The 25,728-nt window shown below is 61.0% G+C and carries 25 protein-coding genes; 5 read left to right on the top strand and 20 right to left on the bottom strand.

The features are described from left to right. Nucleotides 1-195 precede the first annotated feature (195 nt). The 3 genes from ttcA to galE all read left to right on the top strand — a co-directional run bounded on the left by ttcA (nucleotide 196) and on the right by galE (nucleotide 3,730). A complete protein-coding gene (gene ttcA / locus VE092_RS03985; protein ID WP_414653411.1) occupies nucleotides 196-1,161 on the top strand; it encodes a tRNA 2-thiocytidine(32) synthetase TtcA in 966 nt (321 codons plus the stop codon). A gap of 450 nt (nucleotides 1,162-1,611) precedes the next feature. Continuing rightward, nucleotides 1,612-2,685 (top strand): CDP-glucose 4,6-dehydratase, encoded by a 1,074-nt coding sequence (rfbG, locus tag VE092_RS03980; RefSeq protein WP_324874040.1) that lies wholly within the window; start codon nucleotides 1,612-1,614, stop codon nucleotides 2,683-2,685. A 34-nt stretch (nucleotides 2,686-2,719) separates the two neighbouring features. Then, on the top strand, nucleotides 2,720-3,730 hold the full coding sequence (gene galE / locus VE092_RS03975) for a UDP-glucose 4-epimerase GalE (protein ID WP_324874038.1): 1,011 nt from the start codon (nucleotides 2,720-2,722) through the stop codon (nucleotides 3,728-3,730). A 162-nt stretch (nucleotides 3,731-3,892) separates the two neighbouring features. Here galE and VE092_RS03970 read toward each other — a convergent pair whose 3' ends face one another. The 19 genes from VE092_RS03970 to VE092_RS03880 all read right to left on the bottom strand — a co-directional run bounded on the left by VE092_RS03970 (nucleotide 3,893) and on the right by VE092_RS03880 (nucleotide 21,458). Then, the gene (locus tag VE092_RS03970; protein ID WP_324874036.1) at nucleotides 3,893-5,044 is read right to left on the bottom strand and encodes a class I SAM-dependent methyltransferase; all 1,152 of its coding nucleotides are present in this window, start codon (nucleotides 5,042-5,044) and stop codon (nucleotides 3,893-3,895) included. A gap of 15 nt (nucleotides 5,045-5,059) precedes the next feature. Then, nucleotides 5,060-6,127, bottom strand: a complete 1,068-nt coding sequence (locus VE092_RS03965) for a ketoacyl-ACP synthase III (protein ID WP_324874034.1) — start codon at nucleotides 6,125-6,127, stop codon at nucleotides 5,060-5,062. Further along, the gene (locus VE092_RS03960; protein WP_324874032.1) at nucleotides 6,120-6,884 is read right to left on the bottom strand and encodes an SDR family NAD(P)-dependent oxidoreductase; all 765 of its coding nucleotides are present in this window, start codon (nucleotides 6,882-6,884) and stop codon (nucleotides 6,120-6,122) included. The genes VE092_RS03965 and VE092_RS03960 overlap by 8 nt, the downstream gene beginning before the upstream one ends. Continuing rightward, nucleotides 6,871-8,136 (bottom strand): fatty acid--CoA ligase family protein, encoded by a 1,266-nt coding sequence (locus tag VE092_RS03955; RefSeq protein ID WP_324874030.1) that lies wholly within the window; start codon nucleotides 8,134-8,136, stop codon nucleotides 6,871-6,873. Before VE092_RS03955 ends, VE092_RS03960 begins: the two co-directional genes overlap by 14 nt. 11 nt (nucleotides 8,137-8,147) lie before the next feature. Next, nucleotides 8,148-8,402 (bottom strand): acyl carrier protein, encoded by a 255-nt coding sequence (locus tag VE092_RS03950; RefSeq protein ID WP_324874028.1) that lies wholly within the window; start codon nucleotides 8,400-8,402, stop codon nucleotides 8,148-8,150. Next, on the bottom strand, nucleotides 8,390-8,968 hold the full coding sequence (locus tag VE092_RS03945; RefSeq protein ID WP_324874026.1) for a GNAT family protein: 579 nt from the start codon (nucleotides 8,966-8,968) through the stop codon (nucleotides 8,390-8,392). The genes VE092_RS03950 and VE092_RS03945 overlap by 13 nt, the downstream gene beginning before the upstream one ends. Then, entirely contained in the window at nucleotides 8,965-9,768 is an 804-nt protein-coding gene (locus VE092_RS03940; protein WP_324874024.1) for an alpha/beta fold hydrolase, read from the bottom strand. The genes VE092_RS03945 and VE092_RS03940 overlap by 4 nt, the downstream gene beginning before the upstream one ends. A 6-nt stretch (nucleotides 9,769-9,774) precedes the next feature. Then, nucleotides 9,775-10,533 carry an SDR family NAD(P)-dependent oxidoreductase gene (locus VE092_RS03935; RefSeq protein WP_324874022.1) on the bottom strand — a complete coding sequence of 253 codons (759 nt, stop codon included), beginning with the start codon at nucleotides 10,531-10,533 and terminating at the stop codon, nucleotides 9,775-9,777. A 24-nt stretch (nucleotides 10,534-10,557) separates the two neighbouring features. Continuing rightward, the gene (locus VE092_RS03930) at nucleotides 10,558-10,785 is read right to left on the bottom strand and encodes an acyl carrier protein (protein ID WP_324874020.1); all 228 of its coding nucleotides are present in this window, start codon (nucleotides 10,783-10,785) and stop codon (nucleotides 10,558-10,560) included. A 120-nt stretch (nucleotides 10,786-10,905) separates the two neighbouring features. Continuing rightward, nucleotides 10,906-11,664, bottom strand: a complete 759-nt coding sequence (locus tag VE092_RS03925) for an SDR family NAD(P)-dependent oxidoreductase (RefSeq protein WP_414653409.1) — start codon at nucleotides 11,662-11,664, stop codon at nucleotides 10,906-10,908. Nucleotides 11,665-11,666: 2 nt separating this feature from the next. Further along, entirely contained in the window at nucleotides 11,667-12,758 is a 1,092-nt protein-coding gene (locus VE092_RS03920; protein ID WP_324874016.1) for a ketoacyl-ACP synthase III, read from the bottom strand. A gap of 27 nt (nucleotides 12,759-12,785) precedes the next feature. Beyond that, nucleotides 12,786-13,952, bottom strand: a complete 1,167-nt coding sequence (locus VE092_RS03915; RefSeq protein WP_324874014.1) for a class I SAM-dependent methyltransferase — start codon at nucleotides 13,950-13,952, stop codon at nucleotides 12,786-12,788. Beyond that, entirely contained in the window at nucleotides 13,949-14,716 is a 768-nt protein-coding gene (locus tag VE092_RS03910) for a glycosyltransferase family protein (protein WP_324874011.1), read from the bottom strand. The genes VE092_RS03915 and VE092_RS03910 overlap by 4 nt, the downstream gene beginning before the upstream one ends. Beyond that, a complete protein-coding gene (pseI, locus tag VE092_RS03905; RefSeq protein ID WP_324874009.1) occupies nucleotides 14,716-15,777 on the bottom strand; it encodes a pseudaminic acid synthase in 1,062 nt (353 codons plus the stop codon). Before pseI ends, VE092_RS03910 begins: the two co-directional genes overlap by 1 nt. Then, on the bottom strand, nucleotides 15,774-16,823 hold the full coding sequence (pseG, locus tag VE092_RS03900; protein ID WP_324874007.1) for a UDP-2,4-diacetamido-2,4,6-trideoxy-beta-L-altropyranose hydrolase: 1,050 nt from the start codon (nucleotides 16,821-16,823) through the stop codon (nucleotides 15,774-15,776). The genes pseI and pseG overlap by 4 nt, the downstream gene beginning before the upstream one ends. Before the next feature lie 11 nt (nucleotides 16,824-16,834). Continuing rightward, on the bottom strand, nucleotides 16,835-18,148 hold the full coding sequence (locus tag VE092_RS03895; protein WP_324874005.1) for an aromatic ring-hydroxylating dioxygenase subunit alpha: 1,314 nt from the start codon (nucleotides 18,146-18,148) through the stop codon (nucleotides 16,835-16,837). Nucleotides 18,149-18,206: 58 nt separating this feature from the next. After that, nucleotides 18,207-19,370 carry a UDP-4-amino-4,6-dideoxy-N-acetyl-beta-L-altrosamine transaminase gene (gene pseC / locus VE092_RS03890; RefSeq protein WP_324874003.1) on the bottom strand — a complete coding sequence of 388 codons (1,164 nt, stop codon included), beginning with the start codon at nucleotides 19,368-19,370 and terminating at the stop codon, nucleotides 18,207-18,209. After that, the gene (gene pseB, locus VE092_RS03885; RefSeq protein WP_324874001.1) at nucleotides 19,370-20,371 is read right to left on the bottom strand and encodes a UDP-N-acetylglucosamine 4,6-dehydratase (inverting); all 1,002 of its coding nucleotides are present in this window, start codon (nucleotides 20,369-20,371) and stop codon (nucleotides 19,370-19,372) included. Before pseB ends, pseC begins: the two co-directional genes overlap by 1 nt. Nucleotides 20,372-20,432: 61 nt before the next feature. Next, entirely contained in the window at nucleotides 20,433-21,458 is a 1,026-nt protein-coding gene (locus VE092_RS03880; RefSeq protein ID WP_324873999.1) for a hypothetical protein, read from the bottom strand. A gap of 299 nt (nucleotides 21,459-21,757) precedes the next feature. Between VE092_RS03880 and glmU the strand changes: the two genes are divergently transcribed. Further along, complete coding sequence (gene glmU / locus VE092_RS03875; protein WP_324873997.1) at nucleotides 21,758-23,116, top strand: bifunctional UDP-N-acetylglucosamine diphosphorylase/glucosamine-1-phosphate N-acetyltransferase GlmU; 1,359 nt, start codon at nucleotides 21,758-21,760, stop codon at nucleotides 23,114-23,116. A gap of 94 nt (nucleotides 23,117-23,210) precedes the next feature. On the opposite strand, the gene VE092_RS03870 is transcribed toward glmU, so the two are convergent. Further along, nucleotides 23,211-23,681 (bottom strand): Lrp/AsnC family transcriptional regulator, encoded by a 471-nt coding sequence (locus tag VE092_RS03870; RefSeq protein WP_324873995.1) that lies wholly within the window; start codon nucleotides 23,679-23,681, stop codon nucleotides 23,211-23,213. A 206-nt stretch (nucleotides 23,682-23,887) separates the two neighbouring features. Between VE092_RS03870 and glmS the strand changes: the two genes are divergently transcribed. Further along, nucleotides 23,888-25,705: a glutamine--fructose-6-phosphate transaminase (isomerizing) gene (glmS, locus tag VE092_RS03865; RefSeq protein WP_324873993.1), complete on the top strand. Its 1,818-nt coding sequence runs from the start codon at nucleotides 23,888-23,890 to the stop codon at nucleotides 25,703-25,705. The last annotated feature ends 23 nt before the right edge of the window (nucleotides 25,706-25,728 follow it).

Here is a 25,728-nt window from a genome sequence, read left to right as displayed (position 1 = left end):
AGCAGAAGATGCGGCCTGAATGCCACGTTTTGCGCAAGGCGCACTGCCCGAACGCGCCCCGCCCATGGCACGAACCGGCGCTGCATGAGAAAATGCCGGTCCTCCGCCCGTGCCCAGCCATCTTGCCTTTTTGTCAATCGGCAGGCTTGTCGTTGGCGCGGCAGCAACAGCCTACCGATTGAAGGAAATTCCCCCATGAACGACATTGCCGCCGCAGTGCAACTGTCCGACCTGACCCAGCTTCCGGGACTGGAAGACACGGCCGCGCCAGCCGCCGGCGCGCAAGCGGAAGTGACCGCGCGCGGCTCGCGCCGCTTCGAGATCCTGGAAAAGGGCATCCGCCGTATGACCGGTCGCGCCATCGCCGACTTCGACATGATCCGCGACGGCGACGTCATCATGGCCTGCATGTCCGGCGGCGCCGACAGCTACACCATGCTGGAGACCCTGCGTTACCTGCAGACGGTGGCGCCGGTGAAGTTCGAGATCATCGCGGTCAACCTGGACCAGAAGCAGCCGGGCTTTCCCGAACACATCCTGCCGGAATACTTCGAGCGCATCGGCGTGCGCTACCGCATCGTCGAAGAAGACACCTACAGCATCGTCAAGGACAAGATCGCCCCCGGCAAGACCACCTGCTCCCTGTGTTCTCGCCTGCGCCGCGGCATCCTGTACCGGGTGGCCAAGGAACTGGGCGCCACCAAGATCGCGCTGGGCCATCACCGCGACGATATCCTGCATACCTTCATGCTCAACATGTTCTACGGTGGCAAGATCAAGACCATGCCGCCCAAGCTGATCGCCGACGATGGCGAGAACGTGGTGATCCGTCCGCTGGCCTATGTGCGCGAGCCGGATATCAAGAAATATGCCGCCGCCATGGGATTCCCCATCATCCCCTGCAACCTGTGCGGATCGCAGCCCAACCTGCAACGCCAGGCCATGCGCGAAATGCTCAATGATTGGGAAAAGACCAATCCCTTGTGGATCAAGAGCATGTTCACCGCCATGGCCAACATCACGCCATCGCATATGCTGGACCGTAGCCTGTTCGACTTCGGCAGCTTCCAGCCTGGGACCGGCAAGCAGGCCGCAGGCGATACCCTGTTCGATCGCGACGACCAGCTCGACCAGGGGCAATCGGTGGTCAGCCTGCTCTGATTCCCGGCCCGACCGGCGTCGTTCTCACGCTTGTCACACCCGCTGCAAGACTTAGGATGACGAGACACCGCGTATCACCTCATTGCCCGGAAGCCCGCCTGCAAAGCGGCTTCCGCGGCCAGTCCGGGGGCCAGCCCGGCGCAAAAAAGTAAATTTTTGTTGTCATCCGGCTATAGTCGGGGATTGGACGACAAATACCCTCCTCTTCCACGCTTGAAGGCAAAAAACCGCATGTTCTAATCTGACCCATCGTAGTGAGCTGCCGCGAGGGCTCGCTGCAAGGGAAGAAGAACATAACCATGCAGTCGTGGTTTCGCAGGGAAACGTGATCCCGACACGGAAAATACTGGGAGGCTGACGCGGCACTGACATGCCGGCCATCCGCGTGAACATCGCATCCACGCCTCTGCACCCGAACGACTCTCCGCCCTACGTGTAAGAGGCTGCCTGATGGCTCATTTTTGGCGCGACAAGCGCGTTTTCATCACCGGTCACACCGGCTTCAAGGGAAGCTGGCTGACTCTTTGGCTGCACCTGATGGGCGCCAGGGTGAGCGGTTATTCGCTGCCGGCACCGACCAATCCCAGCCTGTTCCACCTGGCGCGCCTGCACAATTGCGTGCAGACCACCATCGGCGATGTGCGCGATCCACGCCACCTGGCCGATACATTGGCCGCAGTGCAACCAGACATCGTATTTCACCTCGCCGGCCAACCTCAGATCAGCCAGGCATTGGTCAATCCGCTGGATACCTTTGCCACCAACATGATGGGCACGGCGCACCTGCTGGAAGCTGTGCGCCATACACCCAGCGTGCGCGCTGTTGTCGTGGCGACCAGCAACAAGTGTTACGAGAACCGCGAATGGCTGTGGGGCTACCGCGAAGACGATCCCATGGGTGGCCACGATCCGTTCAGCAGCAGCAAGGGCGCGGCAGAGCTGGTAACGGCGGCCTATCGGCGCTCCTATTTTTCGCCAGAAAAAGGCAGTCAGGTCGGCGTGGCCTCGGCCCGTACCGGCAACGTGATCGGCGGCGGCGATTTTTCGCCGGAGCGTCTCCTGCCCGATTTCATCCGTGCGCTGGAAAAGGAAGAGCCAGTCATCATCCGCCAGCCGGCGGCGGTCCGCCCTTGGCAATATGTGCTGGAGCCGCTCTCCGGCTATCTGCAGATCGCCCAGTCGCTCTACGAGCAGGGCAGCGCCTTTGCCGAAGCCTGGAATTTCGGCCCGGCCGATACCGACCTTCAAACCGTCGCCCAGTTGTGTGCCACCTTCAACCACTCCCTCCAGAAAAACGACGTCGAACCAATCGAGGTACACCTGGAGCCGGAACCTGAGAACCAGCATCACGCCGTGCTGCGACTGGATATTTCCAAGGCGCGCCAACGCCTGGACTGGATTCCACGCATGGAACTCTATACCGCCCTGGAGCTGACCGCGCAGTGGTACGCAGGCTACCTGAACAATGAAGACTTGCGCGCCCTGAGCGAGAATCAGATCGCCTTCTACCAGAGTCTGACATAATCTCCAGGTTACGCACCCGGAGAACTGTCAGCTCATGAACATCCTCGTCACCGGCGGCGCCGGTTATATCGGCTCGCACACCTGTGTGGAACTGCTCAAGGCAGGCCACGAAGTCATCGTCTTCGACAACTTCTGCAATAGCAGCCCCGAATCGGTCAGGCGGGTACAGCAGATCAGCGGCAGGCAGCTATCGCTGGTCAAGGGCGACATCCGCAACCGCGACCAGCTCGAGAGCGTGCTGCGCGAATTCAAGTGCGACGCGGTCATCCACTTCGCTGGCCTGAAAGCCGTCGGCGAATCGGTGGAAAAGCCGCTGATGTACTACGACAACAACGTGGTCGGCACAGTGCGCCTGCTGGAAGCGATGGAAGCGACCGGCGTGAAGACGATCGTGTTTTCCTCTTCGGCCACGGTGTACGGTGACCCGCAATACCTGCCGCTGGATGAAGCCCATGCGCTATCGGCCAGCAACCCCTACGGCCGTAGCAAGATCGTCATCGAAGACATGCTGCGCGACTATCATCGCGCCCATCCCGACTGGAAGATCGCTCTGTTGCGTTACTTCAACCCGGTCGGCGCGCATGAGAGCGGCCTGATCGGTGAAGACCCCAACGGAATTCCCAACAACCTGATGCCCTTCGTGGCGCAGGTGGCCATCGGCCGCCGCGATAAGCTCAACATCTGGGGTGGGGACTATTCCACGCCCGATGGCACGGGCGTACGCGACTTCATCCATGTCGTGGACCTGGCCCACGGCCACGTCGCAGCGCTGCAGACATTGACGACACCGCAGTGCTTCGCGGTCAATCTCGGTACCGGCATCGGCTATAGCGTGCTGGACGTGGTCAAGGCCTATGAAAAGGCCTGCGGAAAGACCTTGCCTTATACCATCGCTGATCGCCGCCCTGGCGATATCGCCTCCTGCTATGCCGATCCGGCGCAAGCGCGGGAAAAGCTCGGCTGGGAAGCCAAGCGTGGACTGGATGCCATGTGTGCGGATTCGTGGCGCTGGCAGCAGATGAATCCGAATGGGTTTCAGGGGTAGGACCTGACAACGGTTGCGGGCGCGGCGAGACAATGGTCAAGGTCCATCTGTACGCCTGCGACCGTAGCCAAGTCGAGGGAAATCCCTGACAGGAGAATTGCTCCGCAGACACGCAGTGAACAAACGGGATAGCCGAGAACGTCCGCCCTCTTCGTCCGTCAGCTAGCCAAGGTCGTTGGCACGATATGGATCAATGACCCGCTCGGCAAATCCCCATTTCTCCGCCAGCTTCATCATATTGAGACGACTGATGGCAGGCCTGGGAGTCACGATGACGGGCCCTGAAGTGGACCTGAGAAATTCGGAACCCAGAATCAATGCGCCCGCCAGCCGTTGTCCGGCACGTTCGCGGTCATATGCAACGATGCGCCCCTCTTGCACGCGTGAGGCTAGCTCCGGATCCCGCTCGACGGCAAGAATCAGATCCGTGCCTGCTCCCCACGCAGCCACGACCTCACGTTCACTGGACCGCAATAGCGCCTGGACAAGCCTGACATTGAGGTTTTCCTTGAATTCCAGAAAGCGCCGGGTTGGGCCAATGGCATCCCTGCCGCCATCGCGCTGCAGTAGCAGGCGGGCCCTGGGCACGAATCCGAACAACGATACCTCCTCGCGAATCACCGACCAGCCGCAGGAACGTGCCAGTGCCCCCATACGCTCCACCGTGAAGTAATGCAGATGCTGCGGACATATCTGATTGCTCATATTCAGCACTTCGTCCGTGAGCAGACCATGATCGGGCGTCTCGACATAAAGATAGGCGCCGGGGCGTGCGAGCTTGTGCAAGCCTCTGAGCAAACGACGTGGATCCACGATGTGTTCCAGCACATGGCTGCAGAAGGCCAGGTCGAATCGCGCATCAAGCTCCGTATTTTCATCCAGCGTATCCAGCCGCAATACCTGAGTAGAAATGCCATCAAGGGGTGCCGGCACAAAATCATATCCGACCAGTTGTTCGGCCGGAACCTTGAAACGGTTGCGCAAGGCTCTCAAGACCTCGCCGCCGCCGTAGCCAAAGTCGGCGATGCGAGGCAAGGCCTGTGCTGAACGCGCCTGATCCAGCGCAACACCTGCGAAAGTCACCATCTCTTCGTAGGGAGAGCTGCCATCCTCGGACCATACCTGCTCATCCAGGGGCTGGGCGTACAGTTCGGCAATCATGGCTTCGTCGATACGCTGGAGATCGACCATCACATGACCACAGGTCTGACAGCCCATGAGCTCGTGTTCACACATGCGGCCTGACAACATGAAAGGAATACGGCCGATGGAATGAAAGGCGTTACCGACGCAAATCGGGCATTGCAGTGGCATAGTTGCTCCGAATGATTAGGGTTGGGCGGCTACCGGATCGACAAGCAAGACTTGGCAATACTGCAAAGGCTCAGTTCGCCAGACGGCCGAAGCCCATCGCCAGCCCACGCCGAATCCGCTCATGAGCAGGTTCAGCGGCGCCCTTGCCTCGACGGCCGGGCCGGCCAGGGCAGAAGCGATGGCCAGCGGAATCGAGGCTGAACTTGTATTGCCGAAGTCTCCCAGCGCCAGCACCATCTGCTGGTCGCTGAAGCCGGACTTGGTGGCAAGATGCCGCATCATGGTCTCATTGGCCTGGTGCAGCAGCAGATAGTCCACATCCTCGTTCTTCCAGCCGGCCAGTTGCATGGCAGCAGCAATGTTTTTCGGCACCTGGCGCAGTGTGAAGGCAAATACCTGCGGGCCGTCCATGAACAGGTGACCAAAACATGCGTCTGCCACAGGGTGACGCGCCGCGCCGTCACGCACCGTGAGGTAAGGCGCGCCACTACCGTCCACGCCCGGCACAACCCCCAGGAAAGTCTCATCTTCGCTGCCGCGTTCCAAGGCGATGGCGCACACCGCATCGCCAAACAAAGGACGGGTATTGTGATCCTGCGGCGGGACGAATTGCGACGTGGTATCGCCAACTACCAGCAATGCGCGGCGGCCGTTGCTGCTGGCAAGAAGACTGGCGGTCACCCACAGGCCATCGACAAATCCCGAACAGCCGCTGGTGACATCCAGTGTGCCGCAACCATGGCGCAGGCCCAGGCGGTGCTGCAGCAGTGGCGCGTTGCCGGGCAAGGGATAATCGGGCGTCTGGGTCACGACCACCAACAAATCGACACTGTCGGCCGTCCATTGCAGGCCCTCCAGCAACTTGGCGGCCGCAGCTTGACCAAGATCACAGGCGGTCATACCCGCAGGAGCCAAATGGCGTGTCTGGATACCGGTGGCTGCCGCAACCTTGTGAGCATTGTCATAGCCCCACTTCTCGGTCAGTACATCGGCATCTTCCGTCTGCGCCGGTACGGCCGCTACCAGCCCCCGGAGATTGATGCCGGTGAGGCGGCTGTGCAGTGCGGGCGCGATGTCAGGCATTGATGCCACCATCAATGGTGATGACCTGCCCCGTGATGAACGCCGCCTCCGGCGACAGCAGGAAGCGCACCATCGGCACCACGTCGTCGACACGGCCCAGGCGCCCCAGTGGAGTTCTACGCACGATCTGCTCGCGCCGCTCCGGCTGCAGCGAAGAAGACATCTCCGTTTCCATATAGCCAGGCGCGACAGAATTGACCGTGATACCGCGACGGCCGACTTCCCTGGCCAGCGAACGGGTAAATCCATCCAGACCGGCCTTGGTGGCCGAATAGGGACCGAGACCGTTGTAGCCATGGCTACCGATGATGGAACTGATATTGATGATGCGTCCGGCACCACCGTGACGCAGCATCAGCTGTACCGTGGCGCGCGTCATCTCGATGGCACCTACCAGGTTGATGTCGATCATCTTGCGGATCTCGACGCTGGGCAGCGTGGCCAGCACACCGTCACGCGCCACGCCAGCGTTGTTGATCAGCGCGTATGGGCTCTTGACTCCATGCGTGGCGCAGGCCTGACGGACGAAGACCGGCACGGCGTCGGCATCGGCGACGTCCAGACGGCTATAGCTCAGGCGTTCGCCGTAGCGCAATGCCAGGGCATCAAGGCCCGGTCCGCGTTCCTCACTGCGGGCACAGGTCGCCACCGCGTAACCGGCCTGCAGGAGTGCCTCGGCAAACGCCAGGCCGAGGCCTTTGCTGGCGCCCGTGACCAGTACCAGCGGGAGGCCGCTCGGATGCTCATTGGGAGACATGTTTTCTACCTTTCTTTCCCGACTCCAATACCACACTGTCCACAAATCGATAGCGCGCCGGCCTTGCCACCGGTGGCAAGAGATCTATCGCGCGCGCCTTGAGCGCAGCTTCGACGGCGACCGGATCTGCACCGCTACGGCAGCATACCTGAGCAATGAGGATATGCCCCAGGATAGGGTTGGGATGCGCTTGAACCGAGATATCGGCAACCCCCTCCACCCCCTCCAGCAGGGCTTCTATCTTTTCCGGCACGACCTTGGTACCACCGATGTTGACCACCGAATCGCGTCGCCCCAGGAACAGGACCCGATCATTGCGCAACTCGACCAAGTCCCCGGTACGCAACCATCCGGAGGCGACCGGAGCATCTGCCTGCGCATAACCCAGCATGCCACGCGCACTACGGATCTCAAGTTCATCTTCACGCATGCGCAATTGCACGCCCTCTACCGGATGATCCAGCCATTGTGCCGGGAATCCGGCCTTGCCATCAGCTACCGTGAAGCCGACGCCGGCTTCGGTCGAGGCGTAGATATGACGGATCAGGGCAAGCGGAAAACGCTGTGCCAGAATATCGAGCAGTGCCTGGGACGAGGCTTCCCCTCCCAGCGTGATGACCTTGAGCGGGAGATTCAGATCGGCCGGCACTGCGGCCAGCAAGGCACGCCAGAACGACGGCGTGGCACTGACGTGCGTGGTGCCGCCGCGCAAGGCGTCGGCCAGGGCATGGATGCTGCGTTCCGGCGCAAGCAGACGGGCACCATTGATGGCGGCGGTCAACAAGACCTGGATACCGGCAAAGGACGCAGGCTCATAGGTCAACAGCCAGACCGCATCCTCACCGCGAGGATGCTGCCGCACTCCTGAGAGCAGACGCTGTAGCGAATAGAGCGCCGACTTGGCGCGTCCGGTCGTGCCGGAAGTAAACAGACGCAACCCGGCCTGCTCGGCCATCGAATCGGTATCCGGCCAGGCCCTCACGCCCGGGGCCAGTTCGATGCTGGGCGATACCGCCAGTTCGTCGGTCGCGCCCTCGCGCGCCAGCGCGATATCGAGCGGTGCCAGTTGCGCCATCACCAGACCGATCAGCACCGTACGCGCGTCGCGTGCATCCAGCGTCAGGCGCGAGACACGTCCCAAGGCTTGCACCGCCTGCTGCGCCAGATCGGATATCTGTTGGGCAGGAAGGCGCGATCCGGCAGCATCCTGAAGGACGAATCCGGGCGACAGGGCCAGTCCGGTCGGCTCCACCGTGGGCCTCACTACGCCGAATAGATGGCGGCGAGATCTGCCACCGTGACGAATGCGCGGAATCCGTCGCGGAACGGATCGTGTCCGATCTTCTCTTCCAGCACCAGTAGGAACACCGCCAGGTCGAGTGAATCGATCGGTAGTTCGCCGTGCAAGAAGACGGTATCAGGCCCCAGTGAGGCAGGCACCGGAAAATTCTTCTGGGCCAGCAATTCACGCAGGCTCTCAAGAATGACGTTCAGGATATCGGGATTTACGGCTGACACTTCTTCTCCTCCATGCCGAATGCTCTGAGGCTATCAGCGATACTTTGAGTATTCCAACGGCGTCCCTCCCACTCCTGACGAAGCAATTCGAAGACGTAAACGTCCCGTGGTACGCCGTGCTTGATGACATGTTCTTTGAGTACGCCGACTTCCCGCATGCCAAGCAAGCGCTGCAGCTTGAGCACCCGTTGGTTGGCGTCGATGATCTGGATCACGTTCTTGCGCATGCCGAGCACATAGAACAGATAGTCCATGAAATAGGCATGTACATGGCCACCGAACTTGCGGGCCCCTTCCACGGTTCCGAAATAGGAACCGCAACTGCAGCAGCCGTTGATGCGATCGATGTCCGCATAGGAAAGGAAACCGACCGGTTCACCATCACCGAGAATGATGAAGTGCTCGTAATCGGTCCGTCCCTCGCAGCGTTGCAGCCAGGCGCGCTGCTGCTCGATCTGGTGCGGCAGCACGTCCGAGAACATCATGTCATTGATGCGTGGCTGGGAACGCCAGCCCAGTATGAGTTCAGCATCCTCCAGCGTTGGTCGGCGGAAGGTAATGGTCATGCGGTCTGCCTTTGCAAGGAATCGAGAAAGTCCGACACGCCCGCCGTCAGCCAGGTCGGCACCAGAATGTGCGGAACATGTCCGCCTTCATCGTTGAGCATCAGGTCCGGCTGAGCGGGCAATGCCAGCCTATCCGGCATGGGTACGATCCTGTCGTTGCGGCTCCAGAAGAATCGGACCGGCACCGTCAGCCGGTCCCAGTCCAATCGTGACGGCGCCTGGGAGGCCACGGCCGCAATCATGTCCTCCAGCATCGACAACAACATGCTTCTGCGAGGCGCATCGGCCAGCTGTTCGAGATGATGACGCGCCAGGCGCGGCACGCTATCACAGGAGCGGCCCGCCAGCATCTGGGCATAGCGCAGCGCTGCCGCAGGCTCATCGACCTGCAGGGCGTCGCGCAGCAGGGGAAAATTGAAATGCCGATCAAGCCCGGCGCACGCCACCAGGGACAGCGAGGCAATCCGGTCGGAAAAGCGCAATGCCGCTTGCAGTGCGATCCATGCACCAAAGGAATGGGCAAGGATATGGCACCGCGACAATTGCAGCGCGTCCAACGCGTCCTCCAGCCAGTCTGTCAGGCCATCCAGGCCACCGGACCAGGCTTGTGCGCACTGTCCATGTGCTGGCAGATCCAGCGCCACGACACGTCCCTGACGTGACAGCGGAACGACGCAATACTGCCAGGAAAACATGTCGCCCAGAAAACCATGCAGCATCAACACCGGCGGCGACTCGCCTCGCCCGTGCGTCATGACGCGATGCTGGAAGCGCCGGCCGGAGATGGTCGAGACCTGCATGGAGGGCTAGCCGACCATATGACCGCCATCGACGGTCAGATTGGTGCCGGTGATCCATTTGCTGGCATCGGAGAGCAGGAAGGCGATGGGTGCGGCGACATCATCGGGTTGCCCCATCCCCATGGGATGGCGCTTGAGGATCGCATCAACCTGCCCCTCGTTCATTTCCGCGAATGCCTTGCGCGACATCGCGGTATCGATCATGGCCGGAGCCACCGAATTGACCCGGATGCCATCACGTAGAAGCTCCATGGAGAGCCCTCGCGCAGCCGACATCAGACCGGCCTTGCTGGCGCCATACACCACATTGCCGGGCTGCCCGAGAAAGCCGCCGATGGAGGACACCAGAACCATGGAAGTACCCGGCCGGCTGCAGCCGCGCTGGCGCAAGCCGCGAGCGAGCGCCAAGGCAGAACCGAGGTTGGTATGCATGATCCTGTCGAAATGCGCAGCACTGAAGCTGCGCACCGGCAGCGTCTGCTGCATGCCTACGCAATAGGCCAAGCCATCCAGCGGCCCATGCACGCAGACTTCATTCTTGAGCCAGGCAGGCAGCGCATCCAGCTGGCTGACATCGAAGGCAGCGACCTGATGTCCTTGCCCTGGAAGTTGCGGCAGCAACGCTTCGAGACGGGCCGAATCGCGACCGTTGAGAACGACGCTGGCGCCCAGACTTGCAACCAGTTTGGCGGTCGCCAGACCGATACCGGCGGAAGCGCCGGCCACCAGAATGCGACGACCCGAGAGATCAAAGGGAGACGTCATGATCCACCCGGGAAAACAGCGAACTCAGGCACCAGCCTTGACCAGTGCAACCAGATCGCCAATGGTCTTGGCCTTTTGCAGATCGTCACCTGCCAGGACGTGCCCGGTCTTCTCGTCGACCAGGGCGATGAAGCTGATGGTGGCCAGGGAATCCCAGGTATCAAGGGTATCGAGCGCGGTCGAAGACGAGATTTCGCTCGCGTCCACTTCCAGGATTTCTGCCAGTGCGTTGATGATGTCTTGGTCGTTCACGATGGGCCTCTGTGCGCAATTTAGTCAGTTTGCATGGTAGCAGCCGGTGCCGATTTCATACAAATGAGAAACGCAACTTTTCCGGGCCAATTCTGCGGGGTCCAGGCGACCAGGAAAAGCTCAGCCAGCCAGATATCCACCGTCCACCGGCAGCGTGGCGCCGGTGATCCAGGCACTGTCGGAGCCGAGCAGAAAGGTCGCCGCCTTGGCGATATCGACGGGGCGCACCAGCCCCAGAGGATGCGCCTGGAGCAAGGCCTGACGCTGGGCCTCGGCCAGCAGCTGGAATTGTTCGTCGGCCTTGGGGCCTTGCACCACTGCCGGGGCCAGGCAGTTGACCCGGATCGACTTGTCGGCCAGCTCCAGGGCCAGCGACTGGGTCAGCGAAACCAGCGCGGCCTTGGAGGCGGCATAGAGACTGCGTGCCTTTTGCCCTCGCAAGCCTGCCACCGAGCCGATCAGCACGATGCTGCCCCCCTCTTCGCAGACGCCCTTCTGGCGCAAACCCTTGGCCAGCATCAATGGCGCGGCCACATTGACGTGGAAATAGCGATCAAACTGTTCGGCATTGATGCGACTCAACGGCGAATAGCCCTGGAACGAGGCCGAATGGACCATCCCATGCAAGACGCCCGCGGCGGCAATGGCTTTCATCCGTGTCGCAATGGCATCCAGATCGGCCAGGTCCATCACCTCCACGGTGTGACGCTCGGGGCCTGCAATATCGGCGCGCGTCTGCTCCAGTGGCTCCTGCCGGCGCCCCATCAGTACCAGGGACGCCCCCTCCTGCGCCAATTCCCGGCAAATCCCCAGACCGATCGCCGAATCAGCCGAAGCGCCTGTCACCAGGATACGCCGCCCCTGCAAACGACCTGCCACGCTCATCGCCCACCAAGCTGCAAGGGGGGAAAGTCGTCGGGAACCTCGATGACGGCCGGAGCCGGAATCGGTCCGACTTCAGCGATCAGGGACGCCCAGGACCAGCCCACGCCAAATCCCGCCAGCATGAGCTTGTGGCGACCGGAGGTGAGCTTGTCGGAGAGACTGCTGCAGATGGCCAGCGGGATCGATGCCGAACTGGTATTGCCGTAGTCGTGCAGATCGACGATGAAGCGCTCGGCATCCACGGCGATCTTGCGGCGGATCTGGTCCAGCATCAGCTTGTTGGCCTGATGCAGCACAAAGTAATCGATCTGCTCGCTGCTCAGGCCAGCCAGTTCAAGATTGGCCTTGACCAGAGGTGGGACTGCACGCAGCGAGAAGGAAAACACTTCAGGCCCGTTCAGGCTCAGTCGTGCATCCCGATAGGCGGTCTCGTGCTGCTCGGCCGTCATCGGCTGCTCGCCGGGAATCAGCGGATTGCGGCGGCCACCGGCGCGCACCACGATATGCGGAGCACCCCGGCCATCGGTACCCATGACGACATGCATGGGCCCGCTACCGGGACGCTTCTCGAGCGCAACGGCGGCACCGGCATCACCGAACAGCGGACGTGTCGAGCGGTCCTCGGGCATCAGGTGCCTGGTGCTGGTATCGCCACAAAGCACCAGCGCGCGCTTGCCGCTGGCGCCAGCCAGCATGGTCGAGGCGATCCAGGTTGCGTAGATGAAGCCCGAACATCCCAGATTGATGTCAAGCGCGGCACAACTGGTGGGCAGCCCCAGTCGATTCTGAATCAGGCAGGCCGTGGCCGGCAGGTTGTAGTCGCTGTCCTGGGACACGAAGATCAGGACCTCGACCGTGGAGGGGTCCCATTCCAGCGACTTGAGCAGGTCAGTGGCGGCAGCCACGCACATGTCGGATGCGCACAGATGGGGAGGCAAGACCCGGCGCTCGTAGATCCCGGTGCTCTGCTCAAGCTTCTCCGCTTCAGCGGCGGTGAAGATGCCAGGCTCGCGCACATAGGAATGACGATGCACGGGGACGGCGGCACGGAAGCCGGCGAAGGCGATATCTTGGACGGTGGCTTGCATGGGCTATCCTGATGGTGTCTGAGGGCGTTACTGAGCGTAGAGATCGACCAGTCTAGCGTCGAATCCTTCGGCCAGGGCAAAATTGATCATGCTGCGGCGTGTACCCGAATAAGCCGGCATCACCCATACCGGTCCCGCCCAGTGGCGGATATCGGATGAGGACTGTATCGACTGACCGTACATGACGGCCCCCGCCAGGGCGCGATCGGCGATGCGTACTGTGCCAGCGGCAAGCAGCGGCTCAAGTTCAGGGTGCTCCTGCAGGAGTCGCCACAGATCTCCGCCCGCGCCCCATAGCAGGCCAGGTCCACCGGACAGCAAGGCCCTGGCAATCCGGCTCCTGGTGTCGAAACCTGCGTCAAGACTGGCTTGCAACTGCGCGGCTGGCGCACTGACACCCGCAGGATGAGCACACATCCGCAGACGTGGAATACCCCCGGTGACATGCGTATCGACATGATCGACGACCAGACCGACCGAACGCATCAGGTTGCCCAGTGAATCTGCCGTGAAATAGTTGATGTGCTGTGGATGAAGAAGATTGCAGACATCCGGCCGGCTCACATCGATGGCAGAGAAATCGGGGGTCTCGATGTAGATCACGCCACCCGAACGTTGCACCAGCTTTTTCAGTTGCCGCAGGAAGCGGCGCGGATCAAGCACATGTTCGATGACGTGCGATGACATCACTGCATCGATGCGCATCTCATCGCCCACCAGCTCCATCAGATCGGAACTATTGAGGTCGGCTTGCACGAAGCTGAACCGATCCGGCAGCATCCGATTGAAATCGATCCCCAGCAGGCGCTGCACCGGAATATCAAAGCGCTCCGCCAATGCCGCCAGCAAAGGGCCGTTGCCACAACCGACGTCAACGATGCGTCCGGCCGAATGCTTCAATCCCGCCCCACCGACGATCTCGATCATTTCCACGTAAGGCAGCAATACATCGGCACTGCCTGTTTCGCCCCAGGAGACGGGTTGCTGGCTGTCCTGGGCATACAACATGGAAAAGACGGAAACGTCATAATCCACCAGCGTGCGGACATGCCCGCAATTGCGACAGGACCCTAACGGAAACTCGCGCTCGACACGCTGCAAAACCTGTCCTTCGAGGCGGGTCTGACCGGCGTAGACGGCACCGATCCGGTCCCACTCGTCACCGTCGCAGATGACACGGCCAATGCGACTCATGCTTGAACTCCCTTTTGCCGAACATGCTGATTCAATTGCGCCCATTGCGGATGCTGCCGCATGAGCGCATCACAGTCGCGCCAGGTAAAGGTCGGGCATTCTGGCAGCAAGGCTTCCAGGAGCCGGCTCACCAGCGCAAAATCGGCAGGCTCGTCCACGCACCAGCGCCAGGGCGGGGGCGTCGATGCCTCAGAGGTGGCATCCATGCCGGCGGCGATGGCCCGTAACCGGTAACGCTCAGGACGACGATAAATGTAGGGCGTAACATGCTCCCGCTCGAAGGCCGTGGTTGCCGGGTCCTGATCGGCCTGATCCAGCAACGGCCGGCGAAAGACTTCCACGTCCAGTCCCCGCGGGAACAGATTCATGTCCAGATGCGCGTAGTCCACCTGTTCATCGTCAAGCAGGGCAGTGACGACCTGATCGATGAGCTCGGGGTCGATGAGCGGGCAATCGGAGGTCACACGCACGATCACATCCGCCTCACTGAGACGGGCCGCAAGCACGAAACGGCTCAACACATCGTCTTCCGACCCGCGCGCCACCCGCACCCCAAGGGCCTGGCCGAGGGCTGCGACCTCATCGTCGCTGGCATTGATGGTGGTGGCCAGCACCACCTCGTCAACCTTGGCACTGCGGCGCAAGCGCTCCAGATGATGAGCAAGCAAGGACTTGCCCGCCACTTCCAGCAAGACCTTGCGCGGCAGCCGTGTCGATGTGGTGCGGGCCTGCGTGATACAGACGACTTTGGGCCGGGCGTTCATCAGCGCTGCTCTGGCAGCCTCACCAGCGGCCAGGCCAGTGGCTCGCCACGCTTGATGGCACGGCTGGCGACGGCACCCAGGACGGTATCCAGATGCTTGGGCGGCAATCCCAGGCCTGGGCGAATCGAACGGACATTGTCGGCAGTGAAGACGCCACCGGCGGGGATGTCCTGCACCGCATACAGCGAGCGCCGATAGTCGCGCCCCTTGCCTTCGCCAGGAGTGGGGCCGTAGGTGACCTGACCCAGGCAATCGAAGGCAGTACGTGCGGCCACCACCAGCTCCCGCAATTCATGCGGTTCCAGCGAGAAGGCCGAATCGACACCGCCATCGGCACGCGCCAGGCAAAGATGCTTCTCGATCACGCTCGCGCCCAGCGCCACGGCCGCCGTTGGTACGGCTGTGCCGTGCGTATGATCCGACAGGCCAGCCGGGGTACCAAAGGCTTGCGACAGATGCGGAATGGTACGCAGGTTGCTTTCGCGCGGATCACTGGGATAGGCGCTCACGCAATGCAGGAGGATGATGCCGGCGGCACCCGCCTGGCGCGCGGTCTCGACCGCTTCCTCGATTTCGGCCAGATTGGCCAGACCGGTCGACATGATCAGCGGCTTGCCGAAGCTGGCAGCGTAACGGATCAGGGGCAGGTCATTAAGTTCGAACGAGGCGATCTTGAAAGCCGGGGCACCCAGCTCATCCAGCATCTTCACCGCAAAGCGATCGAATGGACTACTGAAGAGCGCAATGCCGCGCTTGCGGGCATGCTCGAACAATGCCGGATGCCATTCGTAGGGGGTCGCGGCCTCCTGGTAGAGGTCATACAGGCTACGTCCCGCCCATAATCCCCCCTCGATGACGAAACCCGGTGCCGTCGAATCGATGGTCATGCTGTCAGCCGTATAGGTCTGCATCTTGACAGCGTCGGCCCCGGCGTCGGCGGCAGCATCGATCAGGGCAATCGCACGGGCGATCTCGCCATTATGGTTGCCCGACATCTCCGCGATGATATATGGAGGATTACCCGGTCCGATCACACGATCGGCGATCTTGACATTCATCATGACGGAAGTCTTTCCCTAAAATGTGTTGTAAGAAGGGCGCTGGCAACCCGTACCGCCCCTTCCCCATCTACTACTCCGCGCAGGGTCTGCACCATGCGCTCGCGCCCGGGCAGATCTTGCCACATCGCTGCCGCCTGGGCGGCAATACGCTGCTCAGCTCCGGGCACGCGACCGTCGATACACGGATATGGCCCGTCCACACTGGCGGCAGCCTGGTTCTGTGCCACCACGACAGAGAGTGCCGGCAAACCCAATGCCACCAGTTCGCCAATGGTACCGCCTGCGGCCGAGATCACCAGGCCGGCACGGCAGAACAACGGGGCCACGGACGGGGGATTGACGACAACCTGCACAGGTGGAACTACTTTATCGGCCAATTCTCGCAGATCTTGATGATGAGGATAGGCGGCGCCCGCCAATACCGTGATGTCTACGCTGGCCGGGAGGCGCTGGCGCAATACCGGGAGCAGCGCCATCGAGAGATTGAGCGGATCCGACCCTCCAAAACTGACCAACACCTGTTGCCGCTGCGACAACGGCAACTGCACCTGACGGGCGGCCTCCCGTATATCGCGGCGGATCAGGGCGTAACGCGGGCCCAACAGCATCAAGGCCTGTGCCGAGATCTCTGCATAGGCGGTGGCGCTGGCATTGGGCGAGGCATCGATGATCACGTCGGCGCATACATCCTGGCGATCGGCGGCATCCCACAGTGCAGCCAGCGGCCCCTCCTCGGCCACGCGTCGCCAATACGCATCATCCAGATGATAGCCATCGACCACCGTGATGCAGGGGTGCAGGCTACGCATCAATCCCAGCAGCTCCTGCAGATCGGGCTGACTGCCTGCCGGCCCGGGCAACGACAACAATCGGGCCGGGACGCCGTCCATCATCGCCTGCGCCGCCGGCAATGGATCCACCATCGCAAACACCACCGTGCCGCCCTGCTCGGCCACCGCCTCGGCAATGGCGCGGCAACGCATGAGGTGCCCCATCCCCATCGCTGCCGTGGCGTCTACGCGAAACAGTACGGTGGAACCGGACACGCTCTCTCCCTTCAGTCGGATGACCCGGGCGCGCCGGCTCCAACGTCCATCCAGCGATGCCAGTCCTGGTGAAACTTGCGGATACGTGCCTCGTTGGAGCCGTGTATGGGGGACATCTGCATCTGACTGTTGCCCTTCTGCACCTGCTCCATGATGTGTTGATCTTCGCCCAGGATGACACGATTGAAACTGGTCACGTTGTCCACCACAGCCTTGCGCACGGCCGTCTGCTGGTCCGGCCCCAGTCCGCTGCCGGCCATGAAAATACGGTAGTGCAGCTCATTGGTCTGCGGCGTGAGCGGGGTGTAGGTCTGCACACTCATGAGACAGCCGTGGGAAAGACCGATGGCCAGATTGGGAAAGATGAAAAAGTGATCGTAGTTGGGGAAGCGCTGGCTCTGATGCAGCTTGAGTCGTTTGCGAACACCCTCCCACCACTTGGCGCTGTTTTCGGAGAGATAGGCGATACCATTGTTGAACACATCGGCAACCTCGATCTCCCATCGGGCCTGCACAAAATTCTTGAAGCTTTCCGGATGGACCATGCCGACGTGATAGACCTCCAGCACACTTTCCACGCCCAGCTTCCAGTTGGCTTGCCACAGCTTGCGCTGATCATCGACCTGGTCGGTAAAGGTGTCCGACAGGTGCTGCAGAACGTCGGCATAAGCGCCCAGATACTGGGCCAGGCTCGGGCCCTGATCGGCCAGTCGTACAAACAGGAAACGTCCGCATTGGTCGATTGAAAATCGACGTAGCGCGCGCGCCTTGCGCCCCTCATCGTCGAGCTGGAAATACTTGCCATTGCCGGGGATGAACGGCGTTCCTTCCTTGTCGTAGGTCCAGCCGTGATAGGGGCAGGTCAGGGAACGCTTGCCACATTTTTCTTCCTGGATCTTGGCGAAGCGGTGCGTGCACACGTTATGCAGGGCGCGCAATTCCCCCTGGAAATTCTGGACCACCACCGAAGTCCCGCCGATTTCCACCGTGAGGAACTGACCGTGCTCGGCGACTTGCTCGGCAAAACCGACGAAATTCCAGCAGCGCGAAAAAATGAGCTCGCGCTCCCGAGCCTGGACGTCGTCTTCAAAATAATAGCCGGGCCGCATCGACAATGATTGCTCCGGTGCAGACGAAGAAGGGGACGAAGAAGGGGACGAAGATGGCGGCGAAGAAGTCTTTGAAGTTTCCATGAGCAAATCAAGTTGACTAGTTGAACCCGGCGCAACCATCGCCGGCGCCGGCATCTGCACGCCCGTCATGCTGGATTGGGCGCAACTGGCAGGCATTGTCGCTGCCGCTGCCGCCTGGTCGCCATCCATCATGTCGCACTGGTTTGCAGTATCTCAAGTGACGTGAAAATAGGCAGGTTCCAGCAGCAGTCTAGGTCAGGTAGGACCTTAATCTTTCGCAGATGAAATCCTGCTGCTCATGCGTCAATTGCGGATACATCGGCAATGAGATCGCGCGCGCATAGTAATTTTCCGCGTGCGGAAAGTCGGCTGGCCGGAAAGTAAAGCGCTGCCGATAATAAGGATGGCGATAGACCGGGATGTAGTGCACGTTGACCAGGATGCCATCGCTGCGCAAGCCATCGAAGACCTCCTTGCGCCCCCTCGCCGCTTTTTCATCCACCAGTACGACATAGAGATGCAAGCCCGAATAGGTGTCCGGTAATTGCCAGGAAAGCTGCAAGGGGAGGTCAGCCAGCAAACTGTCGTAGCGCTGGGCCAACTGGTGCCGCCGGGCGACCACCTGTTCCAGATGCTGCGCCTGACTCAGTCCAAGGGCTGCCTGGATATCGGTCATACGGTAATTGAAGCCGAGATCGATCTGTTCGTAGTACCAGGCGCCATCGGGCGGGTTGTCCATCTGGCTGGCCTCACGCGTGATGCCGTGGCTGCGCAGCAAGCGCAACCTGTCCGCCAGGACGTCGTCCTGCGTGAGCGCCGCACCTCCTTCGCCGGTGGTGATGATCTTCACCGGATGGAAACTGAAGACGGTGATATCGCTATAGCGGCAATTCCCGATCGGCTCACCCAGATAGCGGCCACCGATGGCATGGGAAGCGTCTTCGATCACCTTGAAACCATATTCCCGGGATAACGCGCCGATGGCACGCATGTCACAGGGCTGGCCGCATAGATGCACCACAACGACCACCTTGGGCAGGCGCCCGATGTCGCGTGCCTGCTCCAGCTTGCTGGCCAATGCCAGGGGATCCATGTTCCAGGTGCGCGGGTCGATATCGACGAAATCCACGTCGGCACCGCAATACAGCGCACAATTGGCGCTGGCCACGAAGGTAATCGGCGACGTCCAGACCAGATCCCCAGCCCCCACTTGCAGGGCACGACATGCGAGATGCAGTGCAGCGGTGGCATTGGAGACCGCTACTGCATGCTTGGCCTGGCAATGCTCGGCCAAGGCCTGCTCGAACGCTGGAACCACCGGTCCCTGAGTGAGGAAATCGGAGCGCAATACCGCGGAAACGGCGTCGATATCGTCCTGGGTAATGTGCTGACGGCCGTAGGGGATGGTGGACATCAAAGCTTCCCGACGACGCTGCGGTTGTCCTGGATCCAGGCAGCCAGCTCTTGCGAAGTCATCCATTCCTTGTTGTTGTCGGAGGAATAGACGAAATCAGGCGCAACCTTGCGACCATCGCGAATGCGGGCCGGATCTTCGCTCCACTTGTGAATGGCCGGCAGGATCTTGAAGTGCTCCGGATATTCGTAGGTGTAGGGCGCATCTTCAATACCGATCATCTGCTCGTGCAGTTTCTCGCCCGGTCGCACTCCGACGATGTCGAACTCGGCATCCTGCTTGACGGCGCGGGCGATATCCGGAAGGTGCATGGAGGGAATCTTCTTGACATAGATTTCTCCTCCGACCATATCCTCAAACGCATGCCAGACCAGCTCCACCCCCTGCTCCAGGGTAATCATGAAGCGTGTCATGCGTTCGTCGGTGATGGGGAGCTTCCCCCCCTTCTCCAGCAGGGACAGGAAAAAGGGAATCACAGACCCGCGTGAGCCCATCACATTCCCGTAGCGCACTACCGAGAAGCGCGTTTCGTTACCGCCCGAATAGGAATTGCCGGCCACAAACAACTTGTCCGACGCCAGCTTGGTAGCGCCGTAAAGATTGGCAGGACTGCTGGCCTTGTCGGTGGACAGGGCCACCACGCGCTTGACCCCATGATCGATGCAGGCATCGATCAGGTTCATCGCCCCCATCACGTTGGTCTTGACGCACTCGAAGGGGTTGTATTCCGCCGTTGGAACGATCTTGGTCGCTGCCGCATGCACCACATAGTCGATCCCCGACAGCGCGCGGCCCAGGCGATCCTTGTCTCGCACGTCACCGATGAAAAACCGTACACGGCTATCGTCCGCGTACAGCTTTGCCATCTCCCACTGCTTCATTTCGTCCCTGGAGAAAATCACCAACCGGCGCGGATTATATTTGGCCAAGGTCATCGGAACGAAGGTATGGCCAAACGATCCGGTGCCGCCGGTGACGAGAATGGACTGGTTGGTAAACATGATGTGCTGTCGCGATAGGTGAAATTGCTATGGTGCCGGCAGATTGTCCGCCGCCCGAAATTCAGTCCAGCTTGACCGGAACAACGCTTTCCTGCCCACGGAACTGGCGGATGTAAAGCAGGGCCGATGAATCGTTGACGACAATGAACTTGGTAAAGTTGTACAGCGCCGGCTCATAGCCCAAAGGGAAATCGTTCATTTCGAAGAAATCCCGATAGCCCGTACCCAGTGCATAGAAGTGGTCCTTGAAATCGGCCTCGAAATACGCGTCATCGGCCGGGTGGAACTTGATGACCAACGCGCCGCCGAGATTGCGCACCATCGCAGCCTGCATGCGAACCATCATCAGCAGGCCGTAAAGGAATTTGTCCAACAACGGCTTGTCGTTTTCGTGCTCTGCCACGAAGTTGATCAGACAAGGCAGCATGCAGAGCCAGATGGTCTCGGTCGCCGGGATGATTTCCATGGTCGACATCGGCAATATGGTGACATTGCTCAGCGTGGGGAAGGCGCGTTCCGACACGCAGAAGGCCCCCGAGAAACCAGGCTGGCGCGCATTGAAGAACCAGGACTCGATACTGTTGAGTTGCGCCAGTCGCTCGCGGTCGATCTTGAGCACATCCAGCACGCCGCGTCGCTCGAGTTCACGGGTCAGCAGACCGATATCGACCTGCCGGCTGGCCCAGGGCTGCAGAGCATTGTTCAAATCATAAGCCGCAGAGCCTTCCTCGATGTAGTACACCTTGCGCACCACGCCGGAAATACTGAAGAGCTTGCCCACCAGGAAGCCGCTATGCGGCACGTACAGATTCAGGCCTACCTCGGGATGCGCCCTCAGAACGCCACACACCTTCTCCAGGTAATCGCAGGTGCGCGCAATCGACCACACGCCATCGTTTTCCACGCTCAGGTGGGGACCGTTCCACTGGGTGTTGCGTCCGCAAACGACGAGCAACTCATTGCTCAGGTAGCCGTTTTCGACAAGATGCCGTCCGATCGAATAGGTAATCGGGCTATGCATGTAGAGCAGGTCAAAAAGTTTTTCAGTTGCCATGTATGGTGGCGCCTTATGTGCGCGAGTGGGCATATACCGCCCATCTGCGCCACGGTCAGACGTGATCGGACGAAAGTGGCGATGAGTGCGTCTGCCATGACAGCGTGAGCGCACCGACTAGATACTCACTAATTTAATCATGCGCGGCTGCAACTACATCAGGAGATTAATGTGCCTTTTAACGTTTATTCCTGATTTAGAAAGTTTCCATAAAGAAATATTGCGCGGAGACTGAGCCACTGTCCCGATCAGTTCTGAGACGATCGGCACATGGTAGACTCCCTGCTCGTTTCTATCCTGGCCTTGCTTCCGCAATCGGCTTTAAAGCTTCCATGAACATCGTCATCCTCGCCGCCGGCATGGGCAAACGCATGCAATCCGCCCTGCCCAAGGTCTTGCATCCCCTGGCCGGCAAACCCCTGCTAGGCCATGTGGTCGACCTGGGCCGCTCGCTGGCCTCCTCACAACTGTGTGTCATCTACGGCCACGGCGGCGACGCCGTACCCAAGGCATTTGCCGACCAGGGCCTGTCGTTCGCCCTGCAGGAACCCCAGCTCGGCACCGGCCACGCCGTCATGCAGGCCTTGCCCCATCTGGACGACAACGCCCCCACCCTGGTGCTGTACGGCGACGTCCCCCTGACCAGCACCGCGACGCTGCAGCGCCTGCTGCAAGCTGCCGGCCAGGACAAGCTGGGGGTGCTGACCGTGGAGCTGGACAACCCCACCGGTTACGGGCGCATCGTGCGCGAAGGCGGCAAGATCACCCGCATCGTCGAACAGAAGGATGCCAGCGCGGCCGAACTCGCCATCAAGGAAGTCAATACCGGCATCATCGTCGCGCCCACCGCGCGTCTGCGTGACTGGCTGTCCAGGCTGTCCAACAAGAACGCACAGGGCGAGTACTACCTCACCGACGTGATCGCCGCAGCCGTAGCCGATGGCGTCGAGGTGGTCTCGGCCCAGCCCGACGATGTGGCCGAAACCCTGGGGGTGAACAGCAAGGTGCAACTGGCGGAACTGGAACGGGTACACCAACTGCGCATCGCCCGTGCCCTGCTGGAGTCCGGCGTGACACTGGCCGACCCGGCGCGCATCGACGTACGCGGTGTGCTCAACTGCGCGCGCGACGTCAGCATCGACGTCAACTGCGTCTTCGAAGGCGAGGTCAGCATCGGCGAAGGCGCCACCATCGGCGCCCACTGCGTCATCCGCAACGCCCGTATCGCTGCCGGTGCGAACATCAAGCCCTTCACCCACATCGAAGACGCGGTGGTCGGCGCCAAGGCCCAGATCGGCCCCTATGCCCGCCTGCGCCCCGGTACCGAACTGGCGGCCGACGTACATATCGGCAACTTCGTCGAAGTCAAGAACAGCATCGTCGGCCTCGGCAGCAAGGCCAATCACCTGGCCTACGTGGGTGACGCCGACATCGGCAGCGGAGTCAACGTCGGCGCCGGTGTCATCACCTGCAATTACGACGGTGCCAACAAATTCCGTACCATCATCGAGGACGACGCCTTCATTGGCAGCGATACCCAGCTGGTCGCGCCGGTGCGGGTCGGCAAGGGCGCCACCATCGGCGCCGGCACCACGCTGACCAAGGATGCACCGGCCAGCCAGCTGACCCTCTCGCGCACCAAGCAGCTGTCGCTGGCGGGATGGCAGCGACCGGTAAAGTTAAAGAAGTGAGTGCCCAGGCGCGAACCTGACTTATCCACAGCAAAAAAAGCGGCCGGCCACTTTGTGCGCCGGCCAATTACTTTTCAGCACCGCTCACACGGCATCAAGTCTCGATAGGCACTGCCGTTTCGAACTTGCTGCGATGGATGGAGAAATAGCTGCGCACATTACGCACATTGCGCTGCGAAGCGAACAGGCGATGCGCCAGCGCGTGATAGGCCGGCATGTCCCGCACCAGCACCACCATCACGAAATCCGGCCCCGGCGAAACGCGATAGCACTGCTGCACTGCCGGCTCGGTCGCCACCAGCGCCTCGAAGGCCTGCTGCTCTTCCTCGCCCTGCCGGTCCAGCGTGATCTCGACCACCGCAGTCAGCGTCGACGACAGGCGCACCGGATCCAGCAAGGCCACCTGACGCGCAATCACCCCAGCCTCGACCAGGCGCTTGACCCGCCGCAGACAGGTGGGCGGAGAGGCATGCACCTGGGCAGCCAGCTCCTGGTTGGTCTGGCTGGCATCGGTCTGCAAAGCCTGCAGAATCCGGCGGTCAAGGTCGTCCAGGTCGAGTTTCATCAGCGTTGAATCATGGGCCAGTCGTGGATCGGAAAAGATTGGAAACGCGCATATTGGAATTTAATTTCATTAATTTGAATTTAATTTCCAAATATTTCTACATGCCGTAATCAGGCAATATTAATTCATTTAGTGCTAATTTTAGAAATCATATTTCAAATTGCCTGCCCTACCATGCATGCACATCTTTTCCCAAGAGGCATTCCATGTGCGGCATCGTCGGCGCAGTAGCGCAACAAAACGTCACTCCCATCCTGCTTGAAGGCCTGAAGCGCCTCGAATATCGCGGCTACGACTCCTGCGGGGTGGCGTTGCATGTGGATGGCAAGCTGCAGCGTTCACGCAGCACCTCGCGCGTAGCCGACCTGCAACAGCAAATCGCCCAGACCGGCCTGGCCGGCTTCACCGGCATTGCCCACACGCGCTGGGCCACCCACGGCGCCCCCGCTACGCACAATGCCCACCCGCACTTCTCGCGCGAGCGCATCGCACTGGTCCACAACGGCATCATCGAAAACCACGACGAACTGCGTGCCGAACTGCAAGCGGCCGGCTATACCTTCGAAAGCCAGACCGACACCGAAGTGATCGCCCACCTGATCGACCACATGTATGACGGCGATCTCTTTCATACCGTGCAGCAGGCCGTGCGCCGGCTCAGCGGTGCCTATGCGATCGCCGTCTTCTGCGCCGACGAACCGCACCGCGTGGTCGCCGCGCGCCAGGGCTCGCCGCTGATCGTCGGCGTGGGCGAGGGGCAGAACTTCGTTGCTTCGGACGCCATGGCCCTGGCCGGCACCACCGACCAGATCATCTACCTGGAAGAAGGCGACGTCGTCGACCTGCAATTGCAGAAGGTGTGGATCGTCGACGGCAGCGGCAGGCCGGTGGAGCGCGAAGTGCGTACCGTCCAGGCTTACACCAGCGCGGTGGAACTGGGCCCCTACCAGCACTACATGCAGAAGGAAATCTTCGAGCAGCCACGCGCCATCGCCGACACCCTGGAAGGCGTGGTGCGCATCATGCCCGAGTTGTTTGGCGACAAGGCCTACCGGATCTTCAAGGAAATCGACTCGATCCTGATCCTGGCCTGCGGTACTAGCTACTATGCTGGCCTGACCGCCAAGTACTGGCTGGAGTCGATCGCGCGCATCCCGGTCAACGTCGAGATCGCCAGCGAATACCGTTATCGCGACAGCGTACCCAATCCCAAATCGCTGGTGGTCACCATCTCGCAGAGCGGTGAGACCGCCGACACGCTGGCGGCATTGAAGCATGCGCGCAGCCTGGGCATGCCGCACACGCTGACCATCTGTAATGTCGCCACCAGCGCCATGGTGCGCGAATGCGAACTGGCCTATATCACGCGTGCCGGCGTGGAAGTCGGCGTAGCCTCGACCAAGGCCTTCACCACGCAGTTGGCCGCGTTGTTCCTCCTCACGCTGGCCCTGGCGCAGACCCGTGGTCTGCTGAGTGACGCGCAGGAGGAAGCCCATCTCAAGGCCATGCGACACCTGCCTGCCGCGCTGCAAAGTGTGCTGGCGCTGGAGCCCAGCATCGTGGCCTGGTCCGAAGCATTTGCCCGACGCGAGAACGCGCTGTTCCTGGGGCGCGGCCTGCACTATCCGATTGCGCTGGAAGGTGCGCTCAAGCTCAAGGAAATCACTTACATCCACGCCGAAGCCTACGCGGCCGGCGAACTCAAGCATGGACCGCTGGCCCTGGTCACCGACCAGATGCCGGTGGTCACGATCGCGCCCAACGATGCGCTGGTGGAAAAGCTCAAGTCCAACATGCAGGAAGTGCGCGCACGCGGTGGCCAGCTGTATGTGTTTGCCGATGGCGATTCACGCATCACCTCGGCCGAAGGCGTGCACGTGATCCGCATGCCGGAGCACTATGGTGTGCTCTCACCCATCCTGCACGTGGTGCCCTTGCAGCTCCTGTCATATCACACCGCCCTGGCGCGTGGGACCGATGTGGACAAGCCGCGTAATCTGGCTAAGTCGGTGACGGTGGAGTGAGCTGGGGTCCATAAGATTTGTGT

It is taken from the genome of Herbaspirillum sp. (genome assembly GCF_035644555.1).
In the GTDB taxonomy this organism is placed as follows: domain Bacteria; phylum Pseudomonadota; class Gammaproteobacteria; order Burkholderiales; family Burkholderiaceae_D; genus Herbaspirillum.
This window is presented reverse-complemented; position numbering and strand designations above follow the sequence as displayed.